The organism is Dendrosporobacter quercicolus (genome assembly GCF_900104455.1).
Lineage (GTDB): Bacteria > Bacillota > Negativicutes > DSM-1736 > Dendrosporobacteraceae > Dendrosporobacter > Dendrosporobacter quercicolus.
The window spans coordinates 1279147-1295345 of the sequence record NZ_FNHB01000001.1; the positions used below are offsets into that span (position 1 = coordinate 1279147).

General features: G+C 46.3%; 15 protein-coding genes. All 15 read right to left on the minus strand.

The window, feature by feature from the left end; genetic code table 11:
* Positions 1-131: 131 nt before the first annotated feature.
* The 15 genes from BLR06_RS05910 to BLR06_RS05990 all read right to left on the minus strand — a co-directional run bounded on the left by BLR06_RS05910 (position 132) and on the right by BLR06_RS05990 (position 15862).
* The gene (locus tag BLR06_RS05910; protein WP_092069559.1) at positions 132-512 is read right to left on the minus strand and encodes a hypothetical protein; all 381 of its coding nucleotides are present in this window, start codon (positions 510-512) and stop codon (positions 132-134) included.
* A 109-nt stretch (positions 513-621) separates the two neighbouring features.
* Positions 622-861 carry a hypothetical protein gene (locus BLR06_RS05915; protein ID WP_092069562.1) on the minus strand — a complete coding sequence of 80 codons (240 nt, stop codon included), beginning with the start codon at positions 859-861 and terminating at the stop codon, positions 622-624.
* A 141-nt stretch (positions 862-1002) separates the two neighbouring features.
* A complete protein-coding gene (locus tag BLR06_RS05920; RefSeq protein ID WP_092069565.1) occupies positions 1003-1245 on the minus strand; it encodes a hypothetical protein in 243 nt (80 codons plus the stop codon).
* Positions 1246-1277: 32 nt separating this feature from the next.
* Positions 1278-4130 (minus strand): tail fiber domain-containing protein, encoded by a 2853-nt coding sequence (locus BLR06_RS05925; protein ID WP_092069568.1) that lies wholly within the window; start codon positions 4128-4130, stop codon positions 1278-1280.
* Between the two features lie 17 nt (positions 4131-4147).
* Positions 4148-4813: a hypothetical protein gene (locus BLR06_RS05930; protein WP_092069571.1), complete on the minus strand. Its 666-nt coding sequence runs from the start codon at positions 4811-4813 to the stop codon at positions 4148-4150.
* Positions 4814-5114: 301 nt separating this feature from the next.
* Positions 5115-10091 carry a TipJ family phage tail tip protein gene (gene gpJ, locus BLR06_RS05940; protein ID WP_092069577.1) on the minus strand — a complete coding sequence of 1659 codons (4977 nt, stop codon included), beginning with the start codon at positions 10089-10091 and terminating at the stop codon, positions 5115-5117.
* A gap of 2 nt (positions 10092-10093) precedes the next feature.
* Complete coding sequence (locus BLR06_RS05945; protein WP_173812646.1) at positions 10094-10480, minus strand: C40 family peptidase; 387 nt, start codon at positions 10478-10480, stop codon at positions 10094-10096.
* Between the two features lie 73 nt (positions 10481-10553).
* A complete protein-coding gene (locus BLR06_RS05950; RefSeq protein WP_092069584.1) occupies positions 10554-11144 on the minus strand; it encodes a phage minor tail protein L in 591 nt (196 codons plus the stop codon).
* 226 nt (positions 11145-11370) lie between these two features.
* A complete protein-coding gene (locus tag BLR06_RS05955) occupies positions 11371-11739 on the minus strand; it encodes a hypothetical protein (protein ID WP_092069587.1) in 369 nt (122 codons plus the stop codon).
* Between the two features lie 4 nt (positions 11740-11743).
* Positions 11744-12805: a hypothetical protein gene (locus BLR06_RS05960; protein WP_092069590.1), complete on the minus strand. Its 1062-nt coding sequence runs from the start codon at positions 12803-12805 to the stop codon at positions 11744-11746.
* A 2-nt stretch (positions 12806-12807) separates the two neighbouring features.
* Positions 12808-13131, minus strand: a complete 324-nt coding sequence (locus tag BLR06_RS20340) for a DUF1799 domain-containing protein (RefSeq protein ID WP_092069593.1) — start codon at positions 13129-13131, stop codon at positions 12808-12810.
* The gene (locus BLR06_RS05970) at positions 13128-13373 is read right to left on the minus strand and encodes a hypothetical protein (protein WP_092069596.1); all 246 of its coding nucleotides are present in this window, start codon (positions 13371-13373) and stop codon (positions 13128-13130) included. The genes BLR06_RS20340 and BLR06_RS05970 overlap by 4 nt, the downstream gene beginning before the upstream one ends.
* Before the next feature lie 30 nt (positions 13374-13403).
* Entirely contained in the window at positions 13404-14354 is a 951-nt protein-coding gene (locus tag BLR06_RS05975; protein ID WP_092069599.1) for a phage tail tube protein, read from the minus strand.
* Positions 14355-15143: 789 nt separating this feature from the next.
* Positions 15144-15521, minus strand: a complete 378-nt coding sequence (locus BLR06_RS05985) for a sigma factor-like helix-turn-helix DNA-binding protein (protein WP_173812648.1) — start codon at positions 15519-15521, stop codon at positions 15144-15146.
* Positions 15522-15583: 62 nt separating this feature from the next.
* Positions 15584-15862: a hypothetical protein gene (locus BLR06_RS05990; protein ID WP_092069609.1), complete on the minus strand. Its 279-nt coding sequence runs from the start codon at positions 15860-15862 to the stop codon at positions 15584-15586.
* Positions 15863-16199: the final 337 nt, after the last annotated feature.

Sequence of the window (16199 nt, forward strand, 5' to 3'; positions counted from 1 at the left end):
AGCAGTCACTTGAGTTTGAGCCAGCGGCTTGCCAATTTCTGTTACTAAACTGTTGATCCGGTCTGCCTGTTGCGTAAACTGGCTTTGCACGCCCTGTTTATCAGTTGCATAAATGCCACTGAGAAAGCGGTTCAGGCTGCTGTCGTCCGTATGTTAGTCGCTTTTTCCCAGTCGGCAGCAGCGTACGCCTGGCCTGTTGTTTTTTTGGTTTTGCAGCACATAAGTTCACCGCCAGTGCCTTGCGTCCACAAATCCCCGACATCATATGGCGGAACAGGCGCTGCTATAAATACCCTGCGCTTACTGTCGGCGGTGTCCTGTGCTTTCTGTGCAGCATCCAGCGCAGCAGTAACATCGGTATCTGATATTAAATCCCAGGAATAAACTGTGCCAGTTTTCATAAAGCGGTAGGCTTTTTTATTGTTTGTGTCGTAGTACAAATCGCCTAAATGGACATCACGAACGGCATTGGTCGTCCATGTGTTGGCCGGGGCATTGCTGAGCGTCGGCACCCCGGCGGAAAACCAGGTAGTAATGCTGCCGTCAATTTGGGATTGCAGTTGCGCGTTTATGCTACCCTGGGCCTGTTTGTTAGCGGCGACAGTGCGGTTTTGTTTTCATTTACGGCAAAAGCGATTTGGTTACTTTTACATTTAGGGCAGCAACGCTTCCAAACTGATTCGGAGCGTCAGGAGCGGAGTTTAGTTTACCGGCCATAATGCCTACAGATTCCGCCGTCTGGCTGATCAGCGTCCGGTTTTCAGTATCAACCTGAGCCAGCTCGTTTTTGGTTTCCGTAAACACAGTTTTGGATACCGTTGTCTCTCCCAGCGCAGCTACAGCGCCGTCGATAACTTCCATAGCGTCGCTGACGGCATCCATTGCGTTATTAAACGTTTCTTGTGCAATGCTTTTCTGAGCCTTTTCAATAGCTTATTGCGCGGCGTCTTCCAACTCACCAATTGCAATCTGGATTGCCCCACCCCCATAAAAATAACCGCCTTAGCGGTTTGCTGCGTCCTTGACCTGATCAGGCGTAATCCCCGGTGTTCGCGCTGGGGTAATTTGATCTACTCGTACCGATGGTTGCCCTTGCTGTTGGTTTGTCAGTTGCTGTTCCGCTATCCATATTTCTTGCACTTTTTGCTGCCTAAGTTGCTCTAATTGATTAATTTGCTCATTTAAGCGCTCCTGCTCTCTCCTAATGTCAAATGCCTCTGATTTTAATTGCATAATTTTATCCATAATAAAATCCTCCCTTAAATTAAAATAACCGCTTATGCGGTTTGATTTTCTAAAGCTTCTATTCTAGCCGTGAGCTGATTCAGCATCACCTCCTGCGCTTCGATTTTTGCTGCCTGCGCCTCAACTTCGGAATCTAGTTCCTGTATGGCTAGTGCTAGGAATGGAGTTATTTCTTCGTAGCGCAGACCGTATCGGTCTGCCTCTTTGTCGTACGTCCATACCCCTATATCCCCGTAACCAAGCGCCTCAAGCGCCGCCCTTACCTCTTGTGCGATAAATCCAGCGTGGGGGCGGACACCGGGTAGCGATGTAATTACTTCTTTGTATTTCGGACGTTCTTCGGTTTTTGCGGGGATAATGATTTCTTCGGTTACTTCTGCGGATACCAAGCGTTCTTCGGTTATGGCTTCCTTTATTAATACTTCTTCTGTGACAGCTTCAGCAATTACATTCCCCTCTTCATTTGTTTCCTCCGGCTGAGTAACTACAGTTTCATATTCTGCCGGTTCGATTTCTACCGTTTCATAAACAGCGGGGGTTATTATCCGGGTTTCTGTTCGCTCCGGTTCGATCTCTACAATTTCTGTGCCATCTTCGACGGCTTCCACTTTCTTCAATCGCTCACGGTATTTAAATTTAACGGCACGAAGTGATTTTATGACTTTGCGGCCAAGCTTTAGTTCTTCAATGTCGGTTTTAGCGCGTTCATCGGAGGTATTGATCGTGGCACTGGCTGCAAATATTTGGGCTAAGCGGTGATCAGCAATGCCTATTGTAAAGGCGTTATCTACTGCGGGTATAAAACTGGCTCTATCTGTAGCTACTTTTGTCCATCCTCCCCAAACATCTGCGCCAACATCACGTTTCCCCCTAATGCACATTGATGAATACCCTTCATCTGCACCCGGCCAGGATACCCCAATTTGTATGGCTTCGACACCGTTTCTTGCATCTTTGATCGTCAGGCAAGTCCCAAAAGTAAGAGGGAAACCATTGTTATAAATTTGGGTATAGTACATCCCTGCAGCCCAAGTACTCGGCAGGTCAGTTGCCGGTTTAGCACTATTAATTTTGTGGTGGACATAACCAGCCCTCGCTGAATTAGCAATCACAAACGCTGTGTTTGCAATCTGGGTATTGTTAGTTCCGGCGGCAGCCGTTGGTGCAGTAGGTATTCCGGTAAATGCAGGGCTAACTACTTTAGCTACTTCTACCCAAGGCTGCCATGTAGTTCCACGATCTGTCGAGTATCTAGTATACATACTTTTGTTTTGAAAACTGTCATGGGCAAATTGCACAAGAATATCGTCCCCGTTAGATATACTGATTAAATGTATCCAGCCCTTTCCGCTAGGTGAATTAGTCATATTATAGCCAGCAAAAAACCCGCAACCCCTAATACTATTCAAATCTGTTCCAATTATTAGTTTTGCAGCAGTTCCAAGTCCATAGCCAGCAGGCGCTGCATTAGCAGTAACGTGATCGACGGTTGCAATTTTTTCACCGTTAATAAAGCTGCCGATTTCTTTACAAACATAGTTTAAGCCGCTGGTATCATCGTCGGCCAGGTCAAATAACGGTGTTTTATAGATAGATGCAAAAGTGTTTCTGGGATTTACGATAAGATTACTATCGTAAATAGGTTTAAAATAAATTTTCTTTGTCGTTCCTGTATCGACTATTTTTATTTCTAATTGCCCCGTTGTTTGCCACGAAAACACGTCATATTTAAGTAATAACCCTGTTGGCCTTGCATTAGTTGTCAACAGTTGACCACGAATATTAATAGGGTTATTGCCAGAATCGTGATAGTAGATAAAATCGCAAACAGTTCTTCCTCCACCTACAAATACACAGTTCCACTTCCCCGCTGTAAGCGGAACAGAAATGTTTGCTCTCGCATTTGTGTAAATCGTCGGAGAACTACCAAAAGCTATCCCTTTTTCATCGGTAATTATACCCATTCCCCAGCCAGAACCAAACGCAGCAGATGCTTCTTGACCTGCAAAGACATCACTTATAATAACTTTTGCTGTATTCCAGATTGTAGATATAGTCCCTAACAAGATGCAACATTTAGTTCCATCGTGTCCAAAACGTATATCTGTAAATGGACATCCCTGAGATAAAGTAGCTGTAGCAAAGGCCCAATTACCCGCTACTTCTATTCTGCCGCCAAGTTCGACACTCCACATCGATCTCCCAACACCACGGTCTAAACCATCTATAACAATTTTAAGCATTGTGCCAGTCCAAGATGTCGGAAGGACTATCTTTAATGTACCTGTAATAGATACTCCCCCGTAATAATAAGCGCAAACATCACGGTAATGATATGTCGCAATCCCTGATGGAACAAGGTTACTTTTTGATAGTTTAGTATCCAAGTCTGCATACTTAGCTACTCTTTCCCACTCTGACCATGTTCCGGCCTGGCATCTGCGCTCAAACGTGAGAAAGGCAGAGCCGCCGAATCCAACAGCCTTTTGATATACATAAGAATCGGTGTATCTAATGACAGTAACCCAATACCAGGTAGCCGCTCCACTTGTGGGAGCATTGGGTAAATTATTGCCTAGAAAAAACCCCGTTGTTTTATAGTTATTCCAGTCATTGTATGCAGTAACTGCCGCTGTACCCAGGCCATAACCCGCAGGGGCCGCATCTGTTATACCAAATCCTTCCAGGGTTGTCGGCTTAGAGAGGATGTTAGACCAGGGTGTTTTTACTATGCCGTCCTCAATTATGGAGCGGAAGTTCTCGGTAAAAAAATCATACAGCCCTAAATTGCTGTTGGTCATCAGAAACGGTGTTGTCTTACCGTATGCTCCTGTTCGGATTATGCTGCCGCTGCCGTCGTACTGTGTGCCAAAATTGAAAGCCATGCGTTAGCCTCCTTTCATTAGTAGTTGGTAACGTCTAAGACCAGGAAACTGGAAGTTTTTCGCTCGTTAAAGTAACCGGAGTTTGTTGTTCCGCTGGTTAAACTGGAAGATAGGTTTTCCACCTTTGTCTCTATTCTGTCCTCATAAAAATTAAAGACTTGTGCGTCTGATGCTTGCCAAGTATACCAACTCCCTCCCATAATGTCTGTATTGTACATTTCACTATATGTATATACGGAGCCAGCTAATATAGCTGTTTTTATACTTGTATCGTGACTTAATGTTATACCACTCCCGAGATTGTTTGTATGTCTCGAATCAATAACCCGCATGTATTTGTTGTTTGAATCAAACACAATTTCGCCGTTACTGTTGAATACTTGAAAACCTCCCCCCGAAGATACGGTAGTAGAGTAACCAAAACGAAACACCTCAACTACAGCACTTGTGGCAGGTTTGGCGAAAAAACGGATTATACTGCTACCCACATAAATTATAGCGATAGAACTGGTACCCGTTATTTCTCTAAAAGCGTAAAAACTACTCAAGTCGTTAGGTATCTCTTGTATGTCCAGTGAATTAAAGGAGGATAAAGTTATTTTCTCTATAAATTGTAAATTCCTAAACTTATCTGTGATTTGCAAAATGTTATTATTGTTATAAACCTCTATCCCTGCTGCCATTCAATACACCCCGTAGATAAATTTTCTACTAATAGCTGTCCCTGGAAAAGAACTGCTATAATTCGTAAAGGTCCAAGAAATAGTAGAACCATTTATAAGTATGTCAAATATTTTTTCCTGTTCTGCAATATTTCTACCCATACTTAAATTCAATATCCAGGGTGTTCCATTAGCTATGTTCGCGTCCGTTATACTTCCGTTCACTGTTCCGGTTTTAAACTCGCCCAAAACCCTGGTTAACCGGTCTGTTAAATCTAAGGTTAAGTTCCCATTAGCATCCCAGCATTGTAACCCTTGCATATTACCACCGCCCAAAACGAGCCGCTAATTTACCGTTTGGATGATGCACAGTAATCAGCGGCCCACTAATAGTTGTTTTGCTCCCATCTGCGCCTGCAGACACAAACGTGCCAAAATTCGCAAACATGGCGGAAACAGTGTTAGATTCCAGATGCCCGGCTTTAACCGCTCCGGCCTGAATCATCCCGGATGCAATAACATTTCCATCAATTTTGGTATTGGCGGCAATCCGTAAATACCCAGTATTGATGTAAACTTCTGTCGGCGTAATAACCAGCAGCGATTGCAAACTGCCGTCAGCGGCCCGGAAATACAGACCTTGAAGCATCTGCAGGATAGCTGTTACTTGGGTGTTTGCCAAGGTACTTGTCACGATGGAGCTAATCTGGTTGTTTTGCTGGTTAATCTGGCTTTGAATTTCCGACAAATCTACATCAGCCGTTATTCCTTGCCACGAGTAAGTAGCGCCTGCTTTAGAGAACACATATGCGGCTTTTCCGCTAGTATCATAGTAAATATCCCCTAGATGCTTTTCTTTTAAGGCAGCCGTGTTCCAGTTTACCGCAGGCTGATTGCTTAAAGTAGGAACCCCCGAATAAACCCAGTTTGCTGCTTTGCCGTCTACTTGCGTTTGTAAACCAGATACGGTATTTGTTATACCTTCTGTAGTTACTTCAATGGCTGCAACACGGGTAACTACAGGGGCAATTTGATTGTTAGTTATATCTTGCTTTGCTTCGGTGACAGCCGCCGTTATTTTCCCCGGCACTGCATTTATTTGCCCGGTGAGCGTCTCTATTTTGCCGTCGGCATCCTGCTTGTTGCTGGCGACGGTCTGGCTAATCTGATTAGCTTTAATATCCACGGCGGCAATAGCGTTATCAGTTGCAGTTTTATTCTCGTTTACGACAAGAGCAATTTGATTATTTTTTACATTTAAAGCCGCAATGCTCTCGAACTGGCCCGGAGCGTCAGGAGCGGAGGCAAGCTTACCATTCATAACGCTGACGAATTCCGTGGTCTGGCTGATCAGTGTCCGGTTTTCAGTATCAACCAAGGCTAGTTCGTTTTTGGTTTCCGTAAACTCAGTCTTGGATACGGTTGTTTCTCCCAGTTCGGTTACAGCGTCGTTGATAACTTCCATAGCGCCATCAACAGCTTCCATTGCATTGTTAAACGTTTCTTGAGCAACGCTTTTCTGAGCCTTTTCAATAGCCTCCTGTGCCGCATCTTCCAGTTCGCCAATGGCAATCTGGCTTTGTACTTCAACCAACTCAACCGGGCTTAAAGCGCCTTCGCCGAAGATATCCACAAATGCAACCTGTATTTGGAAAATGCCGCTGCGGGCTTCGTAAGTATAGGTATTGTTATTGCTAAAATACACCTGCCCGTCAACATGGACGTTGATACCGATGCAGTGCGTTGGCAGCGCCTCCGTAGTAAGCCTAAAGCCCTGGAATATGCCGGTTATCGTTACATTCTGTGGCATAGGCGGTGGCGCTTTATAGTAGCTATAGCTGGCCGGTACGGAGTATTTGCCGACGGTCCCTGCTGTGTTATGGGCATATAAATAGAGCGTCCCCTGACGCTCAGCAAGTGTCGGTAATGCTTTTGTGGATGCTGTTCGCGCCAGCAGCCCCGCGTTTACGCCCGGGTTTTGGTCTGCTCTCAGTTCGTAAAAATCACAGTCAGTATCAGGTATCCTTGTCCATGTGCATGTGGCCACATCGGTAATCTGCACAACAAAATTGTCCGGCGTGGACGGGATAGTTGTTTTGCCAGTGATTGTGTGAGTCTTGACCGGCGCAGTGTCAAAGTCGGCTTTCTTGCCCAGCGTATTAACGGCCACTACTTTAATGGAATAAGTTTCGCCCAGGATCAGATTTTTAATGGTAATATTATCTTTGGCAGCACCGTCAACTAATTTCCAGTTGTCCAGCATCGCGCCGATATCTTCGACCGGCACATCATAAAACGCCGGGTCTGTTAGGTCATACTCATTCACCCCCGGGTTGTGGGATTTAATGTACCATTCGGCGTGGCTGTAATACAGGCTGTCCGGCGGCGTGCAGGCAACATAGAGTTCGTTCAAAACAACATTGTTGCCCTGATTTTGATTGTTCTCTGTAATAAAAATATTAGTAACATGCTCCGGCGCTGGCAAATCCTCATCCGTAATATAGATAGGGTCGGATACCACCCCCGCCGAAGTTAAGCCTAATTCGTTTACAGTGCAGACCTTTACCAAATATCGCTCTTGCAATTTAACCCCATTGATCTGTGCTTCGGTGGCCAGCATATCGCTCCACTTTGTCCAGGTTGCGCCGTCGTCAGCACTGTAATACACAATTACCGATTTAACGGACATCGAGGGCAGCTGCCAGGAACAATAAATTACCGGCACGACTGTACCATAGCCCTGCCAGCCCACCCGGAACGATACGCTTAAATTACTGACTTCGAGCGTTCCCGCTGCCGGCGGCGTATAGTCCACAACTGGATAGTTTAAATCACCGTCATAAACCCCTTCCACATATTCGGCAAGTTTCAACTGACATTTAAAATCGCCGTTCTTGGTAACACCCACCAAGCGGAACGGCTTTACTGACTTGTTCACCTCGCCGAACACATAATTGTCATACTTTTCCGGGATAATCCCGAAGGACTCAGTAACAGTCAGCGTATCTGTTTCGGTGTCCTTGGCAACGGCTACAATATATCTTTTTACAAGCTTATCTGTCGCCAGGCTAATTATGATCTCGTAGCTTTTGCCGGGCGACAGGAGTACAGTTTTGTCAAGCGTGATGCTATCTTCCGTTGCCGCAACCAGCCGGCCGGAGGCAATGCCAATTTGGGATACAGCATGATTAAGTCCCACAATATCACCATATTGGCTAACCATAGCGTCAATGTCGGTGGAAATATCGACGAACTGGGTAACCAATAAATTGTTGGCCAGCGTATAGTCGCCTTCCCGCTTAGCCTGCGAACGCCGCTTTACGCCAAACAACTGCAGCTGTGTCGGCGTGTCATCGGCAATCGAACTGACTGCCCAATCCTCCGAACGAACCTGAAATTGAGTGTTTTTAAAATCGTTTTCGGTATCCGAAAAAATGACTTCAACAGATTTTGTCCGATCCTCGATTCCGGTAAAACTGCCCTGGAAGCTGGACATAACTGTACGTCCTTCGCCGAAAACCTGAGTCATAACCCCAGGTTTGTCACAGACAATGCTGATGTTGTTGCCCCTGAGCATTATCGTGGCGTGACCGACAGTAGCCGCCTTTTGCGCAGCAACTTGCCGTTTTAGGGCAGTATCAAAAAAGGCGTCAAATTCAAAGCGGTTCTCCGGGCCGTCCGGGCCTTCAATCTGTCCGTCGGCATAGGCGGCGGCCTCCATCCATTCGTCCCAATACGGGTCAAGTCGGTCATGTTTGATACCAAATACAACGTATTCATCTTGACCGGTGTTGATATTTCTCAGCAGCCGGCACTGATGGTAGATGTCATAGGCCGCCCAAATTGGATTATTAGCGCGCTTGGCTTGATATTGTTTCGTATACGGGTTCCATGCATAAACGGTGTCCCGCCGCTGCCGCCAAGTAACACTGGGGATACCGCCAGACAGTTGCCCGGTTGCCAGTATCCGCAGGCCAATTAAAACTTTGTTCGGCCGGCAAAAATTGCCGTAAATCACAGTTGTAAGTCGCGTCCAGTATACAGTCGTGGAATCTCGGGTACCAGACACCGCCGAACGCGCTTTAACCCGCATCCTGACCTCATATTTCCCGGGCGCAAGATTTTCAAGGCTGTAGGAACGGCGAACTGCGGTATTTTGCGCGGCTGTAATACGGGCTGTGCTTGCTGTGACGATGGTGTATGTGCCTATCCTCGGGACAACAAATGATATTTTACCATTATCATATAGCTCACCAGGGCGAAGGTTGCTAGCCATTTTACCAGAAACACTGCCCTTAAGAGACATAACTCCTAAGCACAGAATTGTCCACGTTTCCGCCGGCGCATCGGCAGCGCATTTAGCGCCGGCAATCCCGCTCGATGCTACATAGGTACTGCCCAACCAATTCTGCCACTCACCACCGACAAGCCTGTACTGAGATTCTAATTCAACCCAGGCGTTTGTCAGGTTCCCCTTATCATTCAAATGGTAAAGGCCGCTGGGAAATTCCACACTAACCTGTAGGCCCTGGGCGTCCGTATTGTCGGCAACGTATGTCGCCCAGGCGTCTTGCAGCTCATGGGAAATTTCCTGGTTGTTGGTGGTATTGCCCAAATAGGTTATGGCAGTTTGGTCGTTTGTACCTAACCGGGTTTCAATTTGCACGTCAGTGTAATTTTCGATAGGGTTATCACCGATTTTGATATTGCTGATTTCGTCAACCGGCCCCATGCCACCGCAAAACAACAGGTTAAGATATTGCTTATCGTCAACTGTGTCAAGATGGCTTTCCAATAGTTGCGGCGCTGGGATGCACTCACCATAGGTCACGCCGACCACGCCGCCTTCACCGGTGATAGGCTTTGGCAGGTCCCAGCCGTAGGTTTGGGTGGTTTCTTGCGATGATAAGCCGGACCGTTCCACTGGGACAAGCGCGTTTATGATTTTGCCACCAAGCACTGCTACAGTACCGGAGGCAAGGCAAGAGGCAATCGATCCTTTTCCAAGACCCCACAGCCCGTCCGCAACCTTCCCCGTATAAGCCGCCAATGCTACGCTGGCAATCACGCCAAGTATCTTTTTAAAACTACCTCCGCCAACATGCGGCATAACAATGATCTGGTCACCGTCGCAGGGATAAGTCGTTTCCGGCTGCTCCACCCAATTACCGTTGAGTATAAATTCTATATTCTCATCCGGAATATACGTCCGCAGGCTTTGCCCTGGGATAAAATGAACGCGCTCAGTTTCCCGGCGCGTCCTGTCAAACGGATTTTCAATTTTTATAATTTCCAGCACTATTACTCACCTCGTGGCACATAAAATCCAATAATATTGCTCTGCCAGCGCTTAATCCGGTCAATAATCACACCGGTTTTACTATAGGCGTGGATAAACTTCCCGTTACCAATATATACGCCGACATGATTGGCCCAGCTGACGCAGCTTAACTGGATGACTACCAGGCAAGGCACTGGCAAGGGTTGCTTTACTTCTACCCAGGCCGGGGCCTCTGTTGCCATTTGGTCGCCAATTTTTTGGGCGTCCATTGCAGATATTCGGTAATCGGGCAGCTCCCGGCCATAACGCCGGTAAACTTCCAGAGCCATCCCCCAGCAATCGAAGGTTTCCTGGCCTCTGCCGCCGTCTTGAAAGGGCTGGCCAATAAGATCATCAATTTTTACCAAGGAAATAAATACCTCCTATCGAAGGTTGTCCTTAAAGGGAGGTGATGAGGAATGTTGGGATTAAACCGCTTATTTAGGCTGATTGCATCCCTTTTTCCCCATTGTAGCGCTCCCTGATTTGACAAGTTGACAGCGTATTGTCGCAGGGTTCTTCATTGCCGGCATAGCCGCACATAATATCCTTAAAATAATGCGGACAAAAATCCCTGATATACCGCCAAAACGGAAACCGGAAACTGTGATCGTTGGACGCTCCGATATTAAACGTTACCCATTGCTCATCATAGTCAGTTTTAATTATGATATAATCCATTTCAAATTCCGGAACGGGATTATCCAAATGGGCCGCATGAACAATCATCAGCTTAACAGGAGCGTCACAGAAGCCTTTGTGCTGCTGGACATACGTCTGGACCATACCGCCAACATTACTGACCTTGAGGCTAACCGACGGGAGTTCTTTTCCATCCTCGCTTGTAATTTTGTCTAAGTCAATCGGGAAACGTATCCACGAGTGACCGTTCCAGGCAATATCCTCATTATTGCGAACCAACCGGATGGGTTCTGCCAACCCAGGAACGTCCAATTGCACCAACAAGAGAAATGGAGCGTCATTGGCCAGCTTGTTTTTTTCAAGTATGCCCGCAAGGGACCAATTAAGCATAAAAATGTCTCCTTTTCAAAAGACTGTCACTAAGCAGGAATAAAATAATATGATTTAGCACAACATGGTTGGCGTATCGCCGCCCAGTTCAAAAGTATTGCGGACAATCCGGATGCCGGTGTCCCGGTCAATCTGAATTTCCAGCAGAATTAGGCCATACCCCGTCTGAGGCCAGCTTGTTCTTTTCCAGGATCGCCACTTTAGATAAATCAAGGGCCATGGTCGACTATACCTCCTGTAGTTTAAATTCCCCCGAATACTGACCCGGACCAACCAAATCAAACCGTATCTCTCCGCTTATAAACCGGACTGTAAACACCTTTTTACTATAGGCGTCATCCGGCACCTCAGGATAAGTCCAGTAGAATTCCCGGCTGCCGCCTAGGACGACATCCTTCCAGAATGTGCGCAGAGCATGATAGTCCCTCGCCGGCAGAGCCTGCCATTTTAGACGAAAAGTTTCCCTGACCCTGGTAAATTTAGGTCGGGAGACAATGTAGCCGTTTTCCATTTTGGAAGTTAACGCCGGATCTTCCCACTCGCTGCTGAACGGATAACAAGGCTGCTGTATCTCAGGAAATTCCGGTAAAGTCATAGTTCTACCCCCTCGCCCCTATGATATCGCGCATACCGCTGACATTTCGCGCATATGCGTCTAAAAAAATATCGACAACATACTGCCGGCCGTCCCAGTTTATCTGTCCCTGGCGGGCGCTGGCCTGAACGCCGGTATTGTTAACCACATTAATGGTTACTGCCGGTTCAGCCAAAGAGGCGGCGGACCGGTTAAGTTGATAATTGGGAACGATTGTTCCGGACGTATGGGGCACAAACAATTCCTTACCTGATTCTCCGACAATCACCGCTTCCTGCCCGCGCACTTCCCCCCCGCTTTGTTCCTGCTTAATGCCGAAAATCTTATTAATCCATTTGGGAAATTGCTGGGTAACCCACATCTGCAGAGTGACAACCAAAAATTCCTGCGCTAGTTTTTTGATAATTCCCATAAAACTCTGCCTAAAACTTTCCGCTCCACTGAGCATATTTTGCATATGCCCCTGAATGCTGGCATTCACCCGCTCGACACCGTCTTCTATTAACTTGGCCTCATCAAGCGGGTTTTTATCTGCTTTTGCTTTGTCAGCCGCACTTTGTTTTTTCTGTACTGCAGTGGTAGTTGCGGGTGTCCCTGATGCAGCAGCCGATGATACTGCATCATCCACCTTCTGCTCGGCACCGCCCTCTTTGCCAAACCAGTTTTTTATCCTGCCCTGCCACCATTCTTTAAGCACCGGAAGAATAGTATCCTCCAGCCATACCTGCATGACTACACGTCCCAGTTCATTGCCTGTATTTTGCAGAATTTGCGTAAATCCCTGACGAACCGATTGTTTTCCGTCAAAAATTCCGCCAATGGCTTCATCAATTTTTTTCTGCAAATTTTCAAAGCCATCCTGAATATGTTTCTCCATCGCCGGAGTCAGCTTTGCACTGCTTGGCTCCTTGCTGTTATCCGGTATTACCTGAGTCATTTTTTGCAGTGTGGACGCCTGTATTTCCGCTATGTTCTGCATTTTCTCAGTTGTACTTTCCAGGGCAATAATATGCTCTTTCTGGTATTCTTCCCATTTGTCCACTGCTGCCGAGGTATCACTGTCCATTATTATCCCTCCTTATTATGCAAAAGTGCCCGTAGTTCCAACTGCCTCAGTTTCTCAAACAAACCTGGCGTTATTTTCATTCGGTAGACGGCCGCGATCCGAAATACCGCGGTATAATCCAGGCCGATCATACCGCCTAAACCCACGCGCCATTGGGTGTTTACCAGCCGCCAGAGTTCAAAAACCCGGCGATTGCCCGGACATATTGCCGGGCAACTGCCTTTACAGCCATGACAATTTATGGGCTTCGCGGTCTGTTTTTGACGTACGCGGCAGGCCTCACAGTAACTGTTCCGGCCTTCCGCATACCAATCCCAGACCGCTATAAGTTTTTTACTTCATCCTCTTCCGCCTTAATTGTCAGTTCATAAGTACGATACGCCAGATTGCGGCATTTAGGATAAGGCTGACCAGAGAAATCACAGTCTTGATAAATATTTTTTAACATCCAGCCGACAATATCGCGTTCACGCTGCGGCGTTATTTTTTGATCCGTAAACATTGGGTCCAGGCCAGCATCGATAAAAGCTTCTCGTTCCGCATAAGTCATTGCTCTTGCTCCAGGCATGATATCCTCCCTAACTAAAATTATTTACTTTTAAGCATAGCTTTCCACGCTATTGACCAACGTTGCCTTAACAGCGGTGTGATCCGTATTGCTCTGATAAAAAGCCTGAAAAGGCAAGGAGATCAGCACGCCTGCCGGACCGGTAATGCCTGGCGAACTGCGTTCGTAGAGTATTTCCGGAAACAGAAACTCCAGACTATGATTGTTTGCGGCAAAATTCACTTTTAGACTGGACTTTGTTCCGTCCAATGCTTTTTGCAGCAAATCAGGACCGTCAAACAGCGCGGTAATGCTGCCGCTTATTTTGTATATCCCTGCAGGAATGTCACTGCGGCAGCCGTTATTGCCTATGGTATACTGATTGCCGTCAAGTCCGGTATTAATCGTAAATTCTCCTTTGGTAACAGTAGCCAGAACAGAGCCGCCCTCTTCCACGCGGCCATGCATGTTATTGAATGCTGCAAAGGGAATAACTGCCGGAGTTTCCGCATAAGGAGCCGCTGAAAGCCGTTCCTGTCCGCCCATGATTTCTATGGCGGCGGTTAATTCATCTTCCCCGCCAAACGCCAGTTTGAATGAGCTGATCTTACAACCATTTAGCAGCACATATTGACCAATATCGGTAAAGCCTTTTTCCAGCACCATGGACGGCTGGGTATTTCCCACCTTAAAAACATGTCGATACGGTGCTGCCGCGCCAGTTGTTACAGGATTGCCGAACAGACCTTTAAGCCAATATCCGACAGCACTGTCATCAAGCGGCGTTACAATACTGCCGTCTACGCTGACATTGCCGGAAGACGGTTCTACCGGATTGCGCGTGCCGGTTATCGTAGCCGGGTCTTTCATATTCTGCTTGGATTTTACGTCAAACGTGTTGAAGGGAAGAACTTTCGCGTTTTTCGACACCGGATTTTGGCCATATACCGTTTCAAAATCCAATAATAGCCTGCCTTGTGCTCCTACTGCCTGTTTCATCATTATCTTCCTCCAAAATAATTTTTCTTCACCTGCGCCTTCTTTCAGCAGGCTTCTATTCAATGAATGGGGCCAGCCTCACAACCTCCGTTTTATCCTGTCCGACCAATATGGCAGATCCGGTTATTATGCCGCCGGGTTGCTGGTATTCAGAATCTCCCTCTATTCTTTATCCGTACAAGACAGAGTTGATTTATGCAATTCAATTGATGTTTTCTTTTGTTTTTTATAAAAGGATAATAACCAAAGCATACCCGGTCAGGCTGGCAAGTCATACCAATCGGTAACGGGTAACCCTAACGGCCTCCCCGTTGAATCATAAAGGCAATAACCTGCAAAATAAACTCCAACTCCAGCCGAAATGTATCCGGCTGTACGATATACGTTGTCAATTCGTTTATGGGCTGATTTTATCGACTCATGAGCCTGAACGCGCGCCTGGCATGGCGGCACTGTGCAACTACAATATCCATCCCCCCAAGCTTATTTAACTGATAATTGCCGCAGGCGGTGGCTGCTGACATTGGCGTCTGTATCATTCCAGTTGTGTTCTTTGGCAATCGCGTTTTTAATGTGCCGAAAGTATTGCGCATATCAGCGCTTGACAGAGCGCTGTTGGCCGCAGGCTTATTTGAGTCAAAACCCATTTTTATGACATTCCCGTCACTTAAATCTTCTTACCGGCTTTTATTCTATATGCCTCACCCCCTCACTGCCTGCCCTTTCAACAGGATGTTAGTACCGAGGGCCGGGTACTGCGTTCCTTACGAAACCACACACGGCTTTCTCTTTTTAGTGCAGACTGTTCTGGACTAATTTTGCACGTTTATTTAAATAGCTGGTCAGTCTGTTAAACGCCTGACTTGCATGTGAGGCCGCCGTAGCGGCGCTAATGCCCATAGCGGTACTAATTTCTTTATATTCATAGCCTTGCTGCAAAAGCAGAATTACCCGTTGCTGACGCGGACTTAGGTGCTTAATCCCCTGATCAATATCCACAATAATGCACAGCAGCTCCTCTTTTGCCGTTCTGGCTCCTGTTTTCCCTACTCTATCCAGCCTGTTTGCAACATATTCCAACGAACTGCGTACTTGCTGATATCGTTTAATCGTATTAGCGATTTGCTCACTTCGATAGTCTTCAAATTTTCTTATATCTGCTTTAATCACGCTTACTCTCCTCCTCAAATCAGCCATCTGATCAAGTTGCATTGGCTGGACTAACCGGCCTGTCAGCAGCGTTCCCTCTTCACCGAGCTCCGCTTGCAATTTCCCCGCGAATAATGATAGGTCTGCGATGGTGAACCGTTAAGTAACATATCGATGAGATACGTTGAATATAAATGAATATTCATCTTATAATAGCGTTTGTTACTTCTACGCCAGTAAACATCTAATGTGTTTAACAGATTATGAATGGTTTGGGCCTTTTCTTGAATTTTATCCTCAGGCCAGTTTGGCTGCTCTCGCCGGTACATCTCCCGGAGCATATCTATAGTGTAATATAACATAATACTCCTCCTTAACAATGATCATCGCCTTCCGGGTATCCAATTAAGCAAATTGTACGAACAAATGCGAATTGCATTTGAGCATAAAATCACCTCGATTTCCATATATCCAGTAATACTTGCTGGTGTCCTAATTCTCTCAATTTTATGCAGTGTTAGAACAAAGATTTGCCTCTATATTTATATCCGTACAAGTTATGACAATTTCATGCAGATTTTTTAGAAATTATGGTAAAAAATATTATTTTTTCTATAATCAAGCAAGTTTATGGAATTATTCCCATAAACTTCTCCCTATTCTTTATCCGTACAAGTGCTCTGAATTTATTGCAGGACA

What these genes read in the sequence shown, in the direction of transcription:
- BLR06_RS05915 (WP_092069562.1), bottom strand. Translation starts at nt 861, where the DNA reads ATGGAAGTTATCGACGGCGCTGTAGCTGCGCTGGGAGAGACAACGGTA.
- BLR06_RS05920 (WP_092069565.1), bottom strand. Translation starts at nt 1,245, where the DNA reads ATGGATAAAATTATGCAATTAAAATCAGAGGCATTTGACATTAGGAGA.
- BLR06_RS05925 (WP_092069568.1), bottom strand. Translation starts at nt 4,130, where the DNA reads ATGGCTTTCAATTTTGGCACACAGTACGACGGCAGCGGCAGCATAATC.
- BLR06_RS05930 (WP_092069571.1), bottom strand. Translation starts at nt 4,813, where the DNA reads ATGGCAGCAGGGATAGAGGTTTATAACAATAATAACATTTTGCAAATC.
- BLR06_RS05950 (WP_092069584.1), bottom strand. Translation starts at nt 11,144, where the DNA reads ATGCTTAATTGGTCCCTTGCGGGCATACTTGAAAAAAACAAGCTGGCC.
- BLR06_RS05955 (WP_092069587.1), bottom strand. Translation starts at nt 11,739, where the DNA reads ATGACTTTACCGGAATTTCCTGAGATACAGCAGCCTTGTTATCCGTTC.
- BLR06_RS05960 (WP_092069590.1), bottom strand. Translation starts at nt 12,805, where the DNA reads ATGGACAGTGATACCTCGGCAGCAGTGGACAAATGGGAAGAATACCAG.
- BLR06_RS05970 (WP_092069596.1), bottom strand. Translation starts at nt 13,373, where the DNA reads ATGCCTGGAGCAAGAGCAATGACTTATGCGGAACGAGAAGCTTTTATC.
- BLR06_RS05975 (WP_092069599.1), bottom strand. Translation starts at nt 14,354, where the DNA reads ATGATGAAACAGGCAGTAGGAGCACAAGGCAGGCTATTATTGGATTTT.
- BLR06_RS05990 (WP_092069609.1), bottom strand. Translation starts at nt 15,862, where the DNA reads ATGTTATATTACACTATAGATATGCTCCGGGAGATGTACCGGCGAGAG.